The sequence below is a fragment of the Amycolatopsis sp. NPDC028719 genome (assembly GCF_055565395.1).
The window spans coordinates 632241-647338 of record NZ_JBVHUL010000003.1 but is presented as its reverse complement, the minus strand read 5'-3'; the positions used below and the strand labels follow the sequence as shown (position 1 = coordinate 647338).

At 71.7% G+C, this 15098-nt stretch carries 15 protein-coding genes and 1 pseudogene; 10 read left to right on the top strand and 6 right to left on the bottom strand.

Annotation, left to right across the window (positions count from 1 at the left end):
* Nucleotides 1-14 precede the first annotated feature (14 nt).
* Nucleotides 15-446: a MarR family winged helix-turn-helix transcriptional regulator gene (locus tag ACZ4TR_RS16540; protein ID WP_465287812.1), complete on the top strand. Its 432-nt coding sequence runs from the start codon at nt 15-17 to the stop codon at nt 444-446.
* Nucleotides 447-569: 123 nt separating this feature from the next.
* On the opposite strand, the gene ACZ4TR_RS16535 is transcribed toward ACZ4TR_RS16540, so the two are convergent.
* Nucleotides 570-1436 (bottom strand): helix-turn-helix transcriptional regulator, encoded by an 867-nt coding sequence (locus ACZ4TR_RS16535; RefSeq protein WP_465287811.1) that lies wholly within the window; start codon nt 1434-1436, stop codon nt 570-572.
* 183 nt (nt 1437-1619) lie between these two features.
* Here ACZ4TR_RS16535 and ACZ4TR_RS16530 point away from each other — a divergent pair, with 183 nt between their 5' ends.
* The 4 genes from ACZ4TR_RS16530 to ACZ4TR_RS16515 are packed head-to-tail and all read left to right on the top strand — an operon-like array spanning nt 1620 to nt 6074.
* Entirely contained in the window at nt 1620-2480 is an 861-nt protein-coding gene (locus tag ACZ4TR_RS16530; RefSeq protein ID WP_465287810.1) for an SDR family NAD(P)-dependent oxidoreductase, read from the top strand.
* Nucleotides 2481-2508: 28 nt separating this feature from the next.
* Nucleotides 2509-3201 (top strand): type 1 glutamine amidotransferase domain-containing protein, encoded by a 693-nt coding sequence (locus ACZ4TR_RS16525; RefSeq protein WP_465287809.1) that lies wholly within the window; start codon nt 2509-2511, stop codon nt 3199-3201.
* A 12-nt stretch (nt 3202-3213) separates the two neighbouring features.
* On the top strand, nt 3214-4719 hold the full coding sequence (locus ACZ4TR_RS16520) for an NAD-dependent succinate-semialdehyde dehydrogenase (protein ID WP_465287808.1): 1506 nt from the start codon (nt 3214-3216) through the stop codon (nt 4717-4719).
* Nucleotides 4716-6074, top strand: a complete 1359-nt coding sequence (locus ACZ4TR_RS16515; RefSeq protein ID WP_465287807.1) for a class-II fumarase/aspartase family protein — start codon at nt 4716-4718, stop codon at nt 6072-6074. The genes ACZ4TR_RS16520 and ACZ4TR_RS16515 overlap by 4 nt, the downstream gene beginning before the upstream one ends.
* Before the next feature lie 9 nt (nt 6075-6083).
* Here ACZ4TR_RS16515 and ACZ4TR_RS16510 read toward each other — a convergent pair whose 3' ends face one another.
* A complete protein-coding gene (locus tag ACZ4TR_RS16510) occupies nt 6084-6701 on the bottom strand; it encodes a TetR/AcrR family transcriptional regulator (RefSeq protein WP_465287806.1) in 618 nt (205 codons plus the stop codon).
* 69 nt (nt 6702-6770) lie between these two features.
* Between ACZ4TR_RS16510 and ACZ4TR_RS16505 the strand changes: the two genes are divergently transcribed.
* The 4 genes and pseudogenes from ACZ4TR_RS16505 to ACZ4TR_RS16490 all read left to right on the top strand — a co-directional run bounded on the left by ACZ4TR_RS16505 (nt 6771) and on the right by ACZ4TR_RS16490 (nt 9943).
* Entirely contained in the window at nt 6771-7643 is an 873-nt protein-coding gene (locus ACZ4TR_RS16505; protein ID WP_465287805.1) for an NmrA family NAD(P)-binding protein, read from the top strand.
* A 4-nt stretch (nt 7644-7647) separates the two neighbouring features.
* A complete protein-coding gene (locus ACZ4TR_RS16500; protein WP_465287804.1) occupies nt 7648-8088 on the top strand; it encodes an amidohydrolase family protein in 441 nt (146 codons plus the stop codon).
* A 139-nt stretch (nt 8089-8227) separates the two neighbouring features.
* Nucleotides 8228-8680: pseudogene (locus tag ACZ4TR_RS16495) on the top strand (amidohydrolase family protein); the annotation flags it as partial.
* Nucleotides 8681-8740: 60 nt separating this feature from the next.
* Nucleotides 8741-9943: a sensor histidine kinase gene (locus ACZ4TR_RS16490; RefSeq protein ID WP_465287803.1), complete on the top strand. Its 1203-nt coding sequence runs from the start codon at nt 8741-8743 to the stop codon at nt 9941-9943.
* Between the two features lie 282 nt (nt 9944-10225).
* On the opposite strand, the gene ACZ4TR_RS16485 is transcribed toward ACZ4TR_RS16490, so the two are convergent.
* Complete coding sequence (locus ACZ4TR_RS16485) at nt 10226-10843, bottom strand: TetR family transcriptional regulator (RefSeq protein WP_465287802.1); 618 nt, start codon at nt 10841-10843, stop codon at nt 10226-10228.
* 82 nt (nt 10844-10925) lie between these two features.
* Here ACZ4TR_RS16485 and ACZ4TR_RS16480 point away from each other — a divergent pair, with 82 nt between their 5' ends.
* Entirely contained in the window at nt 10926-11387 is a 462-nt protein-coding gene (locus ACZ4TR_RS16480; protein ID WP_465287801.1) for a nitroreductase family deazaflavin-dependent oxidoreductase, read from the top strand.
* Nucleotides 11388-11451: 64 nt separating this feature from the next.
* Here ACZ4TR_RS16480 and ACZ4TR_RS16475 read toward each other — a convergent pair whose 3' ends face one another.
* Genes ACZ4TR_RS16475 through ACZ4TR_RS16465 form a run of 3 tightly spaced genes read right to left on the bottom strand, consistent with a single transcriptional unit; the run spans nt 11452 to nt 14947 of the window.
* Nucleotides 11452-13740, bottom strand: coding sequence for an FtsX-like permease family protein (locus ACZ4TR_RS16475; RefSeq protein ID WP_465287800.1), 2289 nt, complete (start codon nt 13738-13740; stop codon nt 11452-11454).
* A complete protein-coding gene (locus tag ACZ4TR_RS16470; protein ID WP_364520356.1) occupies nt 13737-14426 on the bottom strand; it encodes an ABC transporter ATP-binding protein in 690 nt (229 codons plus the stop codon). The genes ACZ4TR_RS16475 and ACZ4TR_RS16470 overlap by 4 nt, the downstream gene beginning before the upstream one ends.
* Complete coding sequence (locus ACZ4TR_RS16465; protein WP_364520354.1) at nt 14426-14947, bottom strand: PadR family transcriptional regulator; 522 nt, start codon at nt 14945-14947, stop codon at nt 14426-14428. Before ACZ4TR_RS16465 ends, ACZ4TR_RS16470 begins: the two co-directional genes overlap by 1 nt.
* Nucleotides 14948-15098 lie beyond the last annotated feature (151 nt).

The window sequence follows — 15098 nt, the reverse complement described above, 5'->3', positions numbered from 1 at the left end:
TCAACATGATTGACATGGAAAGCTTCCGGGACGAGCCGCTCGGCTACCTGCTGCACCGGGTCACCGCGGCCTTGCGCGGCGAGGTGGCCGCCACCGTGCTCGGGCCGTCGGGGCTGGCCGCGCCCGAGTACCTCTGCCTGCGGATGCTGGCGCAGTCGCCGAAGTCCAACGCCCAGTTGGCCCGCGAGGCCCAGGTGTCGCCGCAGGCGATGAACAAGGTGGTTCTCGGGCTGCAGGATCGCGGTCTGGTGACGCGGCCCGCCACGGTGTCGTCCGGGAGGTCGCTGCCCGCCACGTTGACGCGCGAAGGCGTGACCATGCTGGCGCGCCTCGATCCCGAGGTGGCCGAGGCCGAGGACCGGGTCTTGGCCGAGCTCGACGACCACGATCGGCGGGAGCTCCGGCGGCTTCTCATCGCGGCGGGCCGGGTGGTGTCCCGGCGGTGATCCCGGTTCGAAGAGGCACACTGTGGGTGCCGAGAGAGACAATGCCGTTGAGTACGGCCAAGAAGATCATTCTTGCTCCTGGAAAGTGACCCGGCCCGTCGGTGCGAACCCGGACGGGCGTTGCTACTCGGCGATCCCGGGAGCAGGTGTGGTCGCGGTCCAGCTGGCGAGGATGTCGATCGCCCGCCGTGAGGGTGAGCCCGGTTCGGTCGTGTAGACGAACAGCGTCGTCTCCGGGTCGCCGGGGAGCGTGAGGGTTTCGTATTCGACGGTGAGGTCTCCGACCAGGTGGTGGCGGAGGCGCTTGGAGCCGTGGGTGCGCTGGTGGACGCGGTGCTGTTCCCACCACTGGTCGAATTCGCGGCTGTGTTCGCGCAGTTCGGTGACGAGGTCGGCGGTGGCGCGGTCGTCGGGGTTGCGGCCGACTTCGAACCGGAGGCTTTCGACCGCCGCGCGCGCCTGGTCGGGCCAGTCGAGGAAGAGGGCCCGGGCGCCGTCGTCGAGGAACATCCAGCGGGCGTAGTTGCGGTGGGCCGCGGGGAACTGGTCGAAGTCGGCGAAGAGGGCTTTCGCCATGCGGTTGGCGGCGAGGATGTCGGTGCGGCGGCCGAGGATGAGGGCGGGTTCGCCGTCGAGGGCGTCGAGGAGCTGGTAGAGGCCGGGGCGGACGCGCTGGACGTCGTGGGACCGGCGCTGGGAGGGCGCCGAAGTCAGGCCGATGAGGTCGTCGAGGTGGGCGCGTCCGGCGGCGTCGAGACCGAGGGCGCGGCCGATGGCCTCGACGACGGCGGCGGAGGGCACGATGCGGCGGCCCTGTTCGAGGCGGGCGTAGTAGTCGGTGGACACGCCGGCGAGGCGGGCGACCTCTTCGCGGCGGAGGCCCGGTACGCGGCGGACGCGTCCGTCGGGCGGCAGGCCGGCGCGCGCCGGATCGATCTGGCTCCGGGCGCGCCGCAGGAAATCGGCGAGCTCCTGGTTGGTCTTGGCCACGGGTCCGATTATCCCCGAGCCGGCGCGGTCCTGGGTGGACCGGAGAGTCCTAGGTTCCCCGGACCGCGCCTCCGCAGGGCGCGAGATGGGCCCCAAAACGGGCTTGCGGTGGGCGACTCTGGAAGCACGCCACCGAGGAACAGCCCGGCGGCGTATCCCCGAAATCGCGAGCAAAGGACGACCATGAGTTTCCCGACGGATCGACCCGCGACCTGGTTCGTGACCGGCACTTCCCGCGGTCTGGGCCTGGAGCTGGTCACGCAGCTGCTCCAGCGTGGCGACCAGGTCGCCGCGACGACCCGGTCCGCGCAGCGGCTGCTGGCCGCCCTCGGCGACCGCGTCGACACCGCGCGGCTGCTGCCGCTGACCGTCGACCTGCGTGACGACGAGCAGGTCCGCCACGCCGTCCGCCAGGCCACGGACCGGTTCGGCGGCCTCGACGTGGTCGTCAACAACGCCGGCTACGGCTACCTCGCCGCGGTGGAGGAGACGAGTGCCCGCGAGGTGCGCGACATGCTCGACGTCCAGGTCGCCGGGGTGTGGAACGTGTTGCGTGCCACGCTGCCCGTGCTGCGCGAGCAGAAGAGCGGTCATGTGGTCAACGTGTCGTCGGTGCTCGGGCTGACCGCGGTCGCGGGCTGGGGCCTGTACTGCGCGGGCAAGTTCGCGCTCGAGGGCCTCACCGAAGCGCTGGCCCAGGAGATGGCCGGCTTCGGCGTCAAGGTCACCCTCGTCGAGCCCGGCTACTTCCGCACCGATTTCCTCTCCGCCGACTCGCTCGCGCTCCCCGCCTCGACGACGGACGCGTACCCGGGTGTGCGGGAAATGACCGAGAACCACCTGAAGCTGCAAGGAAACCAGCTGGGCGACCCGGTCAAGGGCGCGGCGGCGATCATCCGCCAGGTCGTCAGCGGCGAGGGCCCGCTGCGCCAGCTGCTCGGCTCGGACGCCCACGCCTACGCCACCGCGAAGGTCGACGCCCTGCGCGCGAACCTCGAGGCCACCGCGAAGACCGCCAACGCCACCGACTTCGCCGACGCCTGAGCCGATCCGTCACCAGAAGGAGAAAATCGTGCGCAAGATCCTGATCGTCATGTCCGCCGCGAGCATCTGGGAGCGCACCGACGGCTCGGAATACCCGACCGGGTACTGGGCCGAAGAGGTCGCCGCGCCCCACGAGATGTTCGTGCGGGCCGGCTTCACGGTCGATTTCGCTTCCCCGGGCGGCGTTCTGCAGCCGCTCGACGCCCACAGCGCCGACCCGGAAATCGCGGGTCCGGATTGTGCGCACTTCGTGGAGCACGCCGCGCGGGCCCTGCGCGAGTTCGGCCCGCTGCTCAAGCTGGCGGAAATCGACGCCGACGACTACGCCGCCGTGGTCATCCCCGGCGGGCACGGTCCGGTGGTCGACCTCTACCAGGACCGTGACCTCGGCCGCCTGCTCGCCGAGGCCGACACGGCCGGGAAGGTCATCGGGGCCGTCTGCCACGGCCCGGCCGGCCTGCTGTCCGCTGTGGACGGCGGCGGCAAGTGGCTGTTCGCGGGCCGGGAGATGACGGCCTTCACCGACGAAGAGGAGCGGAGCTTCGGCACCGCGGAAGGCGCGCCGTGGCTGCTGGCCAGCACGTTGCGTGAAAAGGGGGCGAAGCATTCCGGGGGACCGGCGTACCAGGCGTACACCGTGCGCGACAGGAACCTTTTCACCGGCCAGAATCCGGCCTCCAGCGCCCCCATGGCCGAAGCCATGATCGGCGCGCTCAAGTAACAAGGAAGGAGCGTGGAAACCGTGGTCACGACTCTGCCTCGATCCGACGCCGTCGGAAGGGTCGAGAAGGGCTTGTTCATCGGCGGTCGATGGCGACCGGCGTCCGGCGGCGCGAGCTTCCCGGTGGAGGATCCGGCCACCGGGCGGACACTGTGCGAGGTGGCGGACGCGACCCCGGCGGACGCGATGGCCGCCCTCGACGCCGCGAGCGCCGCCCAGGCGGAGTGGGCCGCGGTGCCCCCGCGCCGGCGGGGCGAAATCCTTCGGCGAGCCCACGATCTGCTGATCGAGCGCAGCGACGAGTTCGCGTTGCTGATCACCCTGGAGATGGGCAAGTCATTGGCCGAGTCCCGGGCGGAGGTCGAGTACGGCGCGAACTACCTGCGCTGGTTCGGCGAGGAAGCCGTCCGGATCGACGGAAGCTGGAAGGTCAGCGAGGACGGCACCGCGAGGGTCCTGGTCACCCGGCAGCCGGTCGGGCCCTGCCTGCTGATCACGCCGTGGAACGCGCCGCTGGCCATGCCGGCCCGCAAGATCGGCCCGGCCGTGGCGGCCGGCTGCACCATGGTCGTCAAGCCCGCGCCGCAGACGCCCCTGACGACGGCCGCGTTGGCGGCGCTGCTGACCGAAGCCGGCCTCCCCGGGGGCGTGCTCAACGTCGTTCCCACCACGCAAGCCGCCGCGATCACCGGGCCCCTCCTCCGGGACGGCCGGCTGCGCAAGCTGTCGTTCACCGGCTCCACACCCGTCGGCCGCACGTTGCTGGCCCAGGCCGCCGAAACCGTGCTGCGGACCTCGATGGAGCTGGGCGGCAACGCTCCCTTCATCGTCTGCCGCGACGCCGACCTCGACGCCGCGGTCGAGGGCGCGATGACCGCCAAGCTCCGCAACGTCGGTGAGGCCTGCATCGCCGCCAATCGCTTCCACGTCCACGCCGACGTCGCCGACGAGTTCAGCGAGAAGCTCGTCGCGCGCATGAGCACCATCACCGTCGGACCCGGCACGGACCCCGCCACCGACCTCGGGCCGATGATCGACGCGCGCCAGCGGCGCCGGGTCGCGGACCTGGTCGACGAAACCGTCGGCGCGGGCGCCCGGGTGCGCACCGGCGCCCGGGTTCCCGAGGGCCCGGGCTACTTCTACCCGCCGACCGTGCTCACCGACGTCCCGGCCGGCACGCGCATCACCCGCGAGGAGATCTTCGGCCCGGTCGCGGCCATCCGGACCTTCCACACCGAAGCCGAAGCCCTGCGCGACGCCAACGACACCGAGTTCGGTCTCGTGAGCTACCTCTACACCCAGGACCTGGGGCAGGCACTCCGGATGAGCGAACAGCTCGAAACGGGCATGGTGGGTCTCAACCGCGGTTACGTGTCCGACCCGAGCGCTCCCTTCGGCGGCATGAAGCAGTCCGGCATCGGGCGGGAAGGCGGCAACACCGGGATCGACGAATACCTGGAGCAGAAGTACGTGGCCATCCACGTGGGCACGCCCCAGGGCGGGGAGGGCGGGCGATGACCGGCAGCACCGTTTTCGACTCGTTCTTGTTCCGGGACCTGTTCGGGACGGCCGAAATGCGGGCGGTCTTCTCCGATCGGTCCTATGTGGACCAGGTCGTTCGCGTCGAAGTCGCCTTGGCGCGGGCAGAAGCACGAGCCGGCGTCATCCCGCGCGAGAGTGCGGACGTCATCGCGGCATCGTGCGACCCCGCGCGGCTCGACCGTGATCGGCTCCGCCGTGACACGGAGACCGTCGGATACCCGATCCTGCCCATCGTCCAGCAACTCGCGGAGCACTGTGGCGACGCCGGCGGGTATGTCCATTGGGGAGCCACCACCCAGGACGTCATGGACACGGCGACGGTTCTCCAGTGCGCCGAGGGCTTGACCCTGGTCTCGGACGCGCTCGGTCGCCTGCGCGCGCACTTGCGCCGGCTGGCCGCCGAGCACATCGACACGGTCACCGCCGGCCGGACGCACCTCCAGCACGCCCTGCCTGTCACCTTCGGCTACCGGGTGGCGGTCTGGTTGTCCGCGCTGGACCGCCACGCCGATCGGCTCGCCGCCGTGCGGGAGCGGGACCTCATGGTGCAGTTCGGTGGAGCGGCCGGAACCCTGGCTTCGCTCGGGCCGGGCCCGGCCGGCCTGCGGGTCCGGGCCGGACTGGCCGCGGAACTCGGCCTGCGCGACCCCGGGATCACGTGGCACGTCGCGCGGGACGGCCTGGCCGAGATCGTCGGCCTGCTCGCGGCGATCGGTGCTTCGGTCGGCAAGATCGGCACTGATGTCGCGTTGATGTGCTCGACGGAGTTCGGCGAACTCGCCGAACCGTTCGTGCCGGGCCGGGGCGCCAGTTCCACCATGCCCCAGAAACGCAACCCCATCTCCAGCGAGCTCATGGTGGCGGCGGCGAAGCTGCTTCGGGACAAGTCGTCGGCCATGCTCGACGCGATGATGCAGGACTTCGAGCGCGCCACCGGGCCCTGGCACGTCGAATGGGCCGTGGTCGCCGAGGCGTTCCTCCTGCTCGCCTCCTCGCTTTCCCAGGCCGGGCAGGTGGTGGCCGGTCTGCGGGTCGACGCGGAGCGGATGCGGGCCAACCTGGGCCTGACCGGCGGGCTCATCGCCGCGGAAGCCGTGATGATGGCGCTCGCCCCCGAGATCGGCCGTCAGCACGCCCACGAACTCGTCTACGCCGCCTGCGGCCGGGTGCGGGACACCGGCACCGAGCTGGCCGCCGAACTGCGCAAGGACCCGGCCGTCACGGCGATCCTCGGTGACGGCCGGATCGACGCGCTCTGCGATCCCGCCGGGTACCTGGGAAGCGCCCGCGCCATGGTCCGCGCCGCGGTGGGGGTCGCCGCCGCGGAGTGAACGCCTGCCTCAGGGGGCGGCCGGCAGCACGATGCTCGAGAGGTGCCTGATCCGGTCGAGGTCGACGTCGGCCGCCAGGCGAGCCTCCTCCGGGAGTTCGTCCACGGAAGGCTCGATTCCGAACAGCAGTCGCGGCAGTGCCGGGTGGATGACGAGGCCGATCAGCTCGTTCGCCGCCGCCTCGGCCTCGTCGGGCGCGAGCCCCCAGGCTGCCGCCAAGTGGCCCGCGAGGTCGGCGACCGTCGTCCCGAAGAGGACGTCGTAGAGGCCCGCCGCCAGCTCCGGCAGCCGATCGGCCTCGGCGATGCCGAGGCGGAGCATCCGGGCGACCGAGGACCAGCGCAGCAGCTGGACGAAGCGCCCGCAGTACCGCACGACCGCTTCCGCCGGTTCGCCGGCGTAGGAGGCGGGCGTGCGCATCCGCTCGCCGAACAAGGCACGGATGCGCTCGACGACCGCGACGAACAGAACGTCCTTGGTGGGGAAATGCGCGTACAGGGAGCGCTTCGACGTTTCGGCGCGCGCCGCGATCGCGTCCATGGAGGTCCGCTCGAAGCCGTCCTCCAGGAACGCGAGCTTCGCCGCGTCGAGGATGTGCTCACGCAGCGCTTCGCCGCGTCGGGCCATGGCGTCCACCTCAAAGTATACGGTACAGTCGAGTTTACTTCCGCTTCTCACCGTTCGGAGTCATCATCCATGATCGTGATCACCGCCCCCACCGGGCAGATCGGCAGCAAGCTCGTCACCTCGCTGCTCCGGGAAAGCGAGCCCGTCCGCCTCGTCGTCCGCGACCCCGGCAAACTGCCCGCCGAAGTACGGGAGCGAGCCGAGATCGTCGTCGGGTCGCACCGCGAGCGCGACGTCCTGGACGGTGCCCTCGACGGCGCCGACGCGCTCTTCTGGCTCATGCCGGCGGCCGCGACCGCGAGCAGTCCCTACGAGGCGTACGTCACCGCCTCGATCCCGGGCGCCGACGCCGTCGTGCGCCACGCGGTACCCCGCGTCGTGATCGTCTCCGCGCTCGGGCGCGGATCGCAGATCTACGCCGGCCACATCTCCGCCTCGCACGCGATGGAAGACCTCTTCCGCAGCACCGGCGCGCACGTGCGCGCCCTGGCCCTGCCCACCTTCATGGACAACATCCTCCGGCAGGTGGCGACGATCCGGAACGGGGTCGTCTCCGGGACCCTCCCGGCCGGGTTCACGATGCCGTGGATCGCGACCAAGGACATCGCCGGGATCGCCGCCGAATACCTCCTCGACCGCACCTGGACCGGGCAGGACCCGGTCGAGGTGCTCGGCGGCGAGGACCTCTCGTACCAGGACGTCGCCGCGACCCTGACCGACGTCCTCGGCACACCCGTCCGGTACGAGCGCGGAGACCGTGCCGCCGTCGGACGGTTCCTCGTCGGCCGCGGGTTCTCCGAGGCGATGGCCCGCTCCATGATGGACATGGATCTCGCCGGTGAACGGGGCATCAACAACGCCACACCGCGCACCGCCGCGAACACCACGCCCACCACCTTCCGCGAGTTCGCCGTGGAAGCCGTCAAGCCGGCGGTGGGCTGACGTCATGACGCTGATCTGCATCGAAGAGCACGCGGTCGACCAGGCGATCGCCGAAGCGGCCGGGCCAGTCCTCGCCCGTGAAGCGCCGTACATGCGCGCGCAGAGCTCCAGCTCCTCGCCCGTGCGGCCCGGTCCCGGCCGGCGGCCCGCCGTCGACATCCACGAAGCGGTCCGCCTCGGCACCGACCTCGGGCAGGACCGCATCCGGCGGATGGACGAGCACGGCATCGACCTGCAGATCGTCTCCTGGACCAGCCCGATCCAGCTGGTCAACGGCGACCGGGCGATCGCCCTGTGCCGGTCGGTCAACGACCGGCTCTCGGAGGCGGTCGCCGCGCACCCCGATCGGCTGCAGGGGCTGGCGGCGTTGCCGTGGCAGCGGCCGGACGCCGCCGTCGACGAGCTCGACCGCGCCGTGACCGGCCTCGGTCTGCGCGGGTCCTGATCCTGGGCCGCCCCGGGGCCGGGTTCCTCGACGATCCCGTCCACCGGCCGGTCCTCGAGCGGATCGCGGCGCTGCGGGTGCCGCTCTACGTGCACCCGTTCCACCCGGTCCCGCAGGTCCAGCAGTCCTACTACGCGGGGTTCTCCGAAAAGTGTCGGCGGAGTTCTCGCTGGGCGCCTGGGGCTGGCACCACGAGGCGGGAATCCACGTCCTGCGGCTCATCTTCGCGGGCGTCTTCGAGCGTTTCCCGGACTTGCAGGTCATCAGCGGCCACTGGGGCGAGATGGTTCCCTTTTACCTCAGCCGCCTGGACGACGTCCTGTCCCCGGGCGACACCGGGCTTTCGCGGACGATCACCGAGGTCTACCGCTCGAACGTCTGGGTCACCCCGAGCGGCATGGTCCACCGCCCCCAGTTCGACTTCATCCGGGCCGTGGTGGGACTGGACCGCGTGATCTGGTCGGCCGACTACCCGTTCCTGCACCTCGACGGCGCCCGGCAGTTCCTCGACGACCTGGACATCACTTCCGGCGAGCGGGAGAAGATCACGCATGGCAACGCGGAGCGCCTCTTTCGGCTGCCCCACGGATAGCGGCAGGACGGCGTGCCGCCCCGGCGTCGGCGGCGCGCCGCTTCCCACTAATCTCCTCCCGTGATCGACGTCCGGCGCGATACGGGGTGGTGGTCGCGCTTCGACGTCACGGTCCGGGACGCGCCGCTCGCGCTGGTGCAGTTCGTGGCTTCGCTGATTCCCGTGTTGCACAACCAGGGCACGCAGCTCGGGGACGTGCCGGGCCGTCCGATGGACGCGCTGGGCATCGGCGTGGTCGCCCTCGAATGCCTCCCGCTGATCGTCCGGCGGCGATGGCCGCTGGTCTGCCTCGCCCTGGTGTCGATCGGCTTCGCCCTCGACCAGCTGGGTGGCTACCACACGGTCGCGGCGACCGGGCTGCCGATCGCGCTGATCAGTACCGGGGCTCACCTGAACCGGTGGCGGTGGACGACCGTGGTGCTGGCTTCGGCGGCTTACGTCCCGTTGGCCATCGCCCTCAGCGGCCCCGAAGCGGCCGAAGGCGTGACCGGCTTCGTGACGTTCTACCTGGCCCTCGCGCTCACCTGGGGGATCGGGAGCTGGCTGCGGCAGTCGCGGGCCGCCGAGGAAGAGCGCCGTCGCCACGTCGCCGAGACGACCCGCACCGCGGAACGCACGCGCATCGCCCGCGAGCTCCACGACGTCGTGACCCACCACGTGACGGCGATGGTCGTGCAGACGGAGGCGGCGCGCTACCTGACGGGCACGCCCGACCGCCTCGACCAGGCCCTGTCGGCCATCACCGGCTCGGGCCGCCGTGCCATCGCCGACCTGCGGCACCTGCTCGACCTGCTCGATCCCGGGCACGACGGCGGCGATCTCCGCACGCTCGTGGAGCAGACCCGGCAAGCCGGCCAGCCGGTGGAGTTCACCGAAGAAGGCGGCGTGGCGCAGGCGGACGGCAGCGCCCGCGCGACGGCCTACCGGGTCGTCCAAGAAGCCTTGACGAACGCGCTCAAGTACGCCCACGGCGTCCGGACGACCGTCCACGTGCGCCACGCGGACGGCGAGATCACGGTCCAGGTCGGGACGGCGGACGCGGGTGGCGGCAGTGCCCGGGTCGGCGGAAGCGGGCGGGGTTTGGCCGGGCTCCGCGAGCGGGTCGACGTGCTCGGCGGTGAGTTCACGGCCGGGCGGCGGGATGACGGCGAATTCGTGGTGCGGGCTCGGATTCCGGTGGGCAGCGCGGTGCTCGCGCCGACTTTCGGAGTGCCTTCGAGGCCGGGCGCGGCAGGACTGGTCGTCGACCGGGGCCACCTCTGACTATCGGCCGGCGACCGCGAGCGGGTCGCTGTGCTCGCTGGCGAGTTCGTGGTGCTGGCTCGTATTTCGGTAGGCAGCGCGGAGTGATGGCACCGGTCATCGGAGTACGTTCGCGGTCCGGCACGGCAGGACTGGTCGTCGACCGGGGCCACCTCTGACTATCGGCCGGCGACCGCGAGCGGGTCGATGTGCTCGGCGGTGAGTTCACGGCCGGGCGGCGGGATGACGGCGAGTTCGTCGTGCGGGCCCGGATTCCGGGTGGGCAGCGCGCGGTAACCGTCGCTACCGGCCGGCGACCGTCGGCCCCGCGGGATAGTCGAGGCCGGTGGCCAGGAGGTCGAACGCCTGCCCGGTCAGCTCGGATTCCGGCGCCGGGTGGCCGGCCGCTCGCCAGGCGACGACCGCTGTCTGCACCGCGCACAGCGCCACCGAGGCCACCAGGCACGGGCGGGGGTCGGCCGCCGGGTCGACGCCCATGCGGTCGGCGATCAGCCGCGTCACCTCGTCGAACCGGGCGGTCGCCCGCTCGACGCGCGCGGCCGTCAGCGACGGGTTGCCCGAAATCACGGTCTGCAGGCTGTGGAAGCGCGCGTCGGTCTCGTACGTCCGGATGACTTCGACCGCGGCCGTCCGCAGCGCGGTCAGCACCGGCCGGTCGGCCGGTTGCGCGGCGAACGCCTCGAGGACCGCCGTGATCTGCTCGTCCGCGAGTGCCAGCGCGACGTCCTCCTTCGAGGCGAAGTACCGGAAGAACGTTCGCGACGAGACCTCCACCGCTTCGGCGATCTGGTCGATGGTCGTGGCGTCGAAGCCGTTCGCGCAGAACAACGCGTGGGCCGCGTCGATCAGGGCCTCTCGTGTCCGCTGCTTCTTCCGTTCGCGCAGCCCGGGCTGTTCCATGCCCGCCAGCTTACGGCAGTCGCGTCGCGGCGTGACTTTTGTCAGTTGACGACACTTGTCAGTGTGTGACACAGTTGCGGCCATGAAGCCTCCCGCGCCGTCGTCCCGCTACTGGAAACTCCAACGGCAGTTCGCCCGGTTGAACACGTTCCTGTTCCGCAAAACCGGCGGCAAAGTGGGCGGGACGTTCTTCGGCGGCGCGCCCGTGCTGCTGCTCCACCACGTCGGCCGGAAGTCCGGCCAGGCCCGGACCAGCCCCCTGATCTACCTCGACGACTCGCCGCGGCTGGTCGTCGTCGCGTCGAAGGGCGGTGTCGACGCGCATCCGGCGTGGTTCCACAACGTGATGGCGATGGCGGCCACCGAGGTGGAGCTGCCGGGCGGCGAACGCCGCCGAGTCCGTCCGCGCGTCGCCGAGGGCGCGGAGCGGGCCCGCTTGTGGGAGCGAGCGGTGGCGATCTACCGGCCCTATGCGGCCTACGCGACCTACACCGAGCGGAAGATTCCGGTGGTCGTGCTCGAACCCGCCGACGCCACCGCATAGGCCCGCTCGGGTGGGGAAGGGCCTCCTGCGGCAAGAAGCCCTTCCCCGAGCGACCCCGGCCGGCTCATTCCGAGCGCAGCGTGTCCAGCCGGGTCACCTGCCGCAGCAACGGCATCGTCAACCCGGTCACCAGCAGGACCGCCGCCACCGTGGCGCCCGCCAGCGCGAGCAGCGCCGGGACGTCGATGATCATCGGCCGGTCCGCCAGCCGCAGGATCGGGGCGGTCAGCCCCAGCCCCGCCGCGACCGCCAGCACCACGCCGACCACCACCGGAATCGCGGTCTGCCACAGCGATCCGCGGGCGAGCACCGAGATCGGCACCCCGGCCGCGGACAGCGCCGCGAGCGGCCGCCGCCGTTCACTGATCTGCTCGATCGACAGCATGAGCAGGCTCATCGCGGCCACCGCGAGCACGAACAGCGTCGCGGTGAGCAGCACCGCACGGAAGCTCGCCATCATCCGCTCGTCGCGCTCGGCGAAGTCGGTCAGGTAGTCGCTGTTGCTGACCTCGGCGTTCCACGCCAGCGGGCCGACCGCCGTCGCGACGTCGTCGGCCAGCACCTTCGGGTCGCCGGTGCCCGAGACGTAGACCGCGACCGACGAGTCCGGGAGGGTGAGCCCGCCGAGCGCGCCGGGCGTGACCAGCAGGGTGTCACCCGTGAGCGTGTCGCCCGGCCGCACGACCCGGACGTTCCCGGGGACCGTCCACTCCGGACCGGGCACCTCCCGGCCATGGGAAAAGCCCGCCAGCCGCAGCCGGCCGGAGGGCGCCGCGCCGCCCTCGGCCGGGACGACGTAGAACACGTCGCCGTCGGAGCAGCCGCCGATGTCCGCCCGCGCCTTGAGCGCCACGCAATCGCCGACCACGCCGTAGTCCTGCTCTTGCCCGGACTGGAACGCCACGGTCCGGGCCGGGTGCGTCCCGGTCACCCCGGCCGCCGACGCCGCCAGCTCGACGACTTCGGCTTCGTGCGCGGCGGTGGTGTGCACCCGCACCGGGACGGCGGCCACCCCGGCCGGCGACTCCCGCCGGTCGCCGCCGCTGCCGAGTGACGTGATCACGCCCTGGATCAGGATCGTGCCGGCCAGCACGACGACCAGGCCGGACACCACGCGGCTGGCGGTGCCGCTGTCCAGCTGCAGCCGCCGGATCGCCAGCTGCCACGCCGGCGAACCACCGTGCAACCGGTCCACGAGCCGCTCGACCAGCCACGGCAGCAGGGCCGCGACGCCCACCAGCAGGAACACGCTGCCCACCGCGAGCGCCAGCCCGCCGGTGGTGTCGCCGTCCCCTCGGTCGAAAGCCAGGGTGGCGGCCAGGCACAGCACGCCGACCCCGGTGAGCGCCCAGCGCCACCACATCCGCCGGCGCACCGGCTTGCCCTGGCGGACCACGCCGAGCGGCTCCACGATCGTGCGGCGCAGCCCGAACATCGCCGAGCCGACCGCGAGTGCGGGCACCAGCAGCACGATCACCACGACCAGCGGCCAGTCCGGGACGAAGTCCTCCGGGAAGATCCGCAGGCCGAACGGCAGGATGTCGGCGACGAACGTGCGCAGCACGGCGAACAACCCGATCCCGGCCGCGAGCCCGATCACCGCCCCGACCAGGGATTCGGCCGCCGCGACCCGTTTCACCTGCCGGGAGTCCAGGCCGATCAGCCGCAGCGCGGCGAGCCGGCGTTCCCGTTGCGCCGCGCCCATCCGCGACGCGGTGGTCACGAAGATCAGCAACGGCAGCAGCAGCACGGCCGCGATCGGCAGGATGACGGCCAGCATGACCGCCGACAGCCCGAGCCCGGTGTAGGGCCGGCCGAACGCGTAGACCTTGGCACCGTCGGTGCCCTCGGCCTCGATCTGCGCGGCCGGCACCCCGTAGACCGCACTGAGATCGCCCGCGCCGGAAACGCCTTCCCGCGAGATCTGGCCGATCACCCGCCCCGGCAGCCGCGCCTTCAGCGTAGCGCCGTCCGGTGCGGCCAGTTTCGCGGCGAGTTCCGGCGACACGGCGATTTCGCCCGGCGCCGGCAGCCGGCCGAGGCCCGGCGGCACCGGCGAGTTCGCCCCGGTCGCCGCGACCGCGGTGACCTTCACGTAGTCATCGCCGGCCGACGCGTACCAGTTGTAGACCAGCAGCGGGGCGATGCCCGCGCGCGGCTCGGTGACCTGGGCGATGGCCGCCTTGCGCTCCGCCTGGGCACCGGCCAGGTGGTGCGCTGCCGCGGCGGGCAGCAGCACCGCGACCGCGAGCGCGATCCCGAACGCGGTCATCGCGAGGCGCAGCAGCGCCGCGCCGGACATCCGGCCGCCCCCGACGGCCAGCCGGAGTCCCAGCGCGAGATCCCGCATCATGCGACCAGCTCCCGGTCGACCGTCTGCCCGTCCCGCACCACGATCTCCCGGTCCGAATAGGCCGCGACCCGCGGCTCGTGGGTCACCAGCACCACCGCGGCGTGCGTTTCCCGCGCCGCCTCGGTGAGCATCTGCATGACCTTCTCGCCGTTGAGCGAGTCGAGCGCGCCGGTCGGCTCGTCCGCGAAGACCACCTTCGGCCCGGTCACCAGGGCACGCGCCACCGCGACCCGCTGCGCTTGCCCGCCGGACACGTCGCCCGGACGCCGCTTCGCCAGCCCGTCGACCTCCAGCCGGGCGAGCCATTCGGTCGCCTTGGCCTCGGCCTGCTTGCGCTTGGACCCGGTCAGCCGCAGCGGAAGCGCGACGTTCTCCAGGCAGGACAGCTCGGGCACGAGCTGGCCGAACTGGAACACGAAGCCGAACTCGGTGCGCCGCAACGCACTGCGTCCCTTGTCGTCCATGCCGACGAGGTCGGCGCCGCGGTAGGTGATGGTGCCCGAGTCCGGCCGGACGATGCCGGCGAGGCAGTGCAGCAGCGTCGACTTGCCCGAGCCCGACGAACCCATGATCGCGAGCACTTCCCCCGCCGAGACGGACAGCGCCGCCCCGTCGAGCGCGCGCGTCGGGCCGAACGACTTGTGCAGCCCGCTGCCGGCGAGCAACGGCGTTCCCGGCGTGGTCATCAGCGCACCGCCTTTTCGAGTTCGCCGAGGCGGGCGGCGGTGAGCTCCAGCCACCGCAGGTCCGCCTCGAGGTGGAAGAGCGCGTGGTCGCAGATCAGCTGATCGGCGAGCTCGCCCCCGTTCTTGCGTTTGGTGAGCGACCGCATCACCTTCAGGTGCTCGCCGCGTTGGACGTCGAGCACCTCCGAGGCGCTGCGCCCGGACAGCAGCGCGAGCACGACCTTCGTGTAGAGCGTGTTCTGCAGGTACGGCTGCGGGTTCTCCGGAGTGCGCAGCCACGTCTCGACGTCGGTGACCCCGGCGTCGGTGATCGTGTAGCGCTTGCGCTCCGGCCCTTCGCCGCTTTCGATGCCCGCCACTTCGACCATGCCGTTGCGCAGCAGCCGCGACAACGTCGAATAGACCTGGCCGTAAGCGAGCGGGCGGTCCTGCCCGAACTGCTCGTCGTACGCCCGCTTCAGGTCGTAGCCGTGCCGCGGGCCCGGTTCGAGCAGTGCGAGCAACGTGTGCGAAACCGACATTCCCCTCTCCCTCCTCCACCCGCGATCTCGCGAGTGGTGATCACTATACCGGTGGCGTATACGTCGTGTGTATACCCCCAGCGAATAGCTTCTTTTCGCAGTTCAGGGCCTCTGTCCCCCGTGCGAGCTACGCGCGAATGTCCACCCTGGG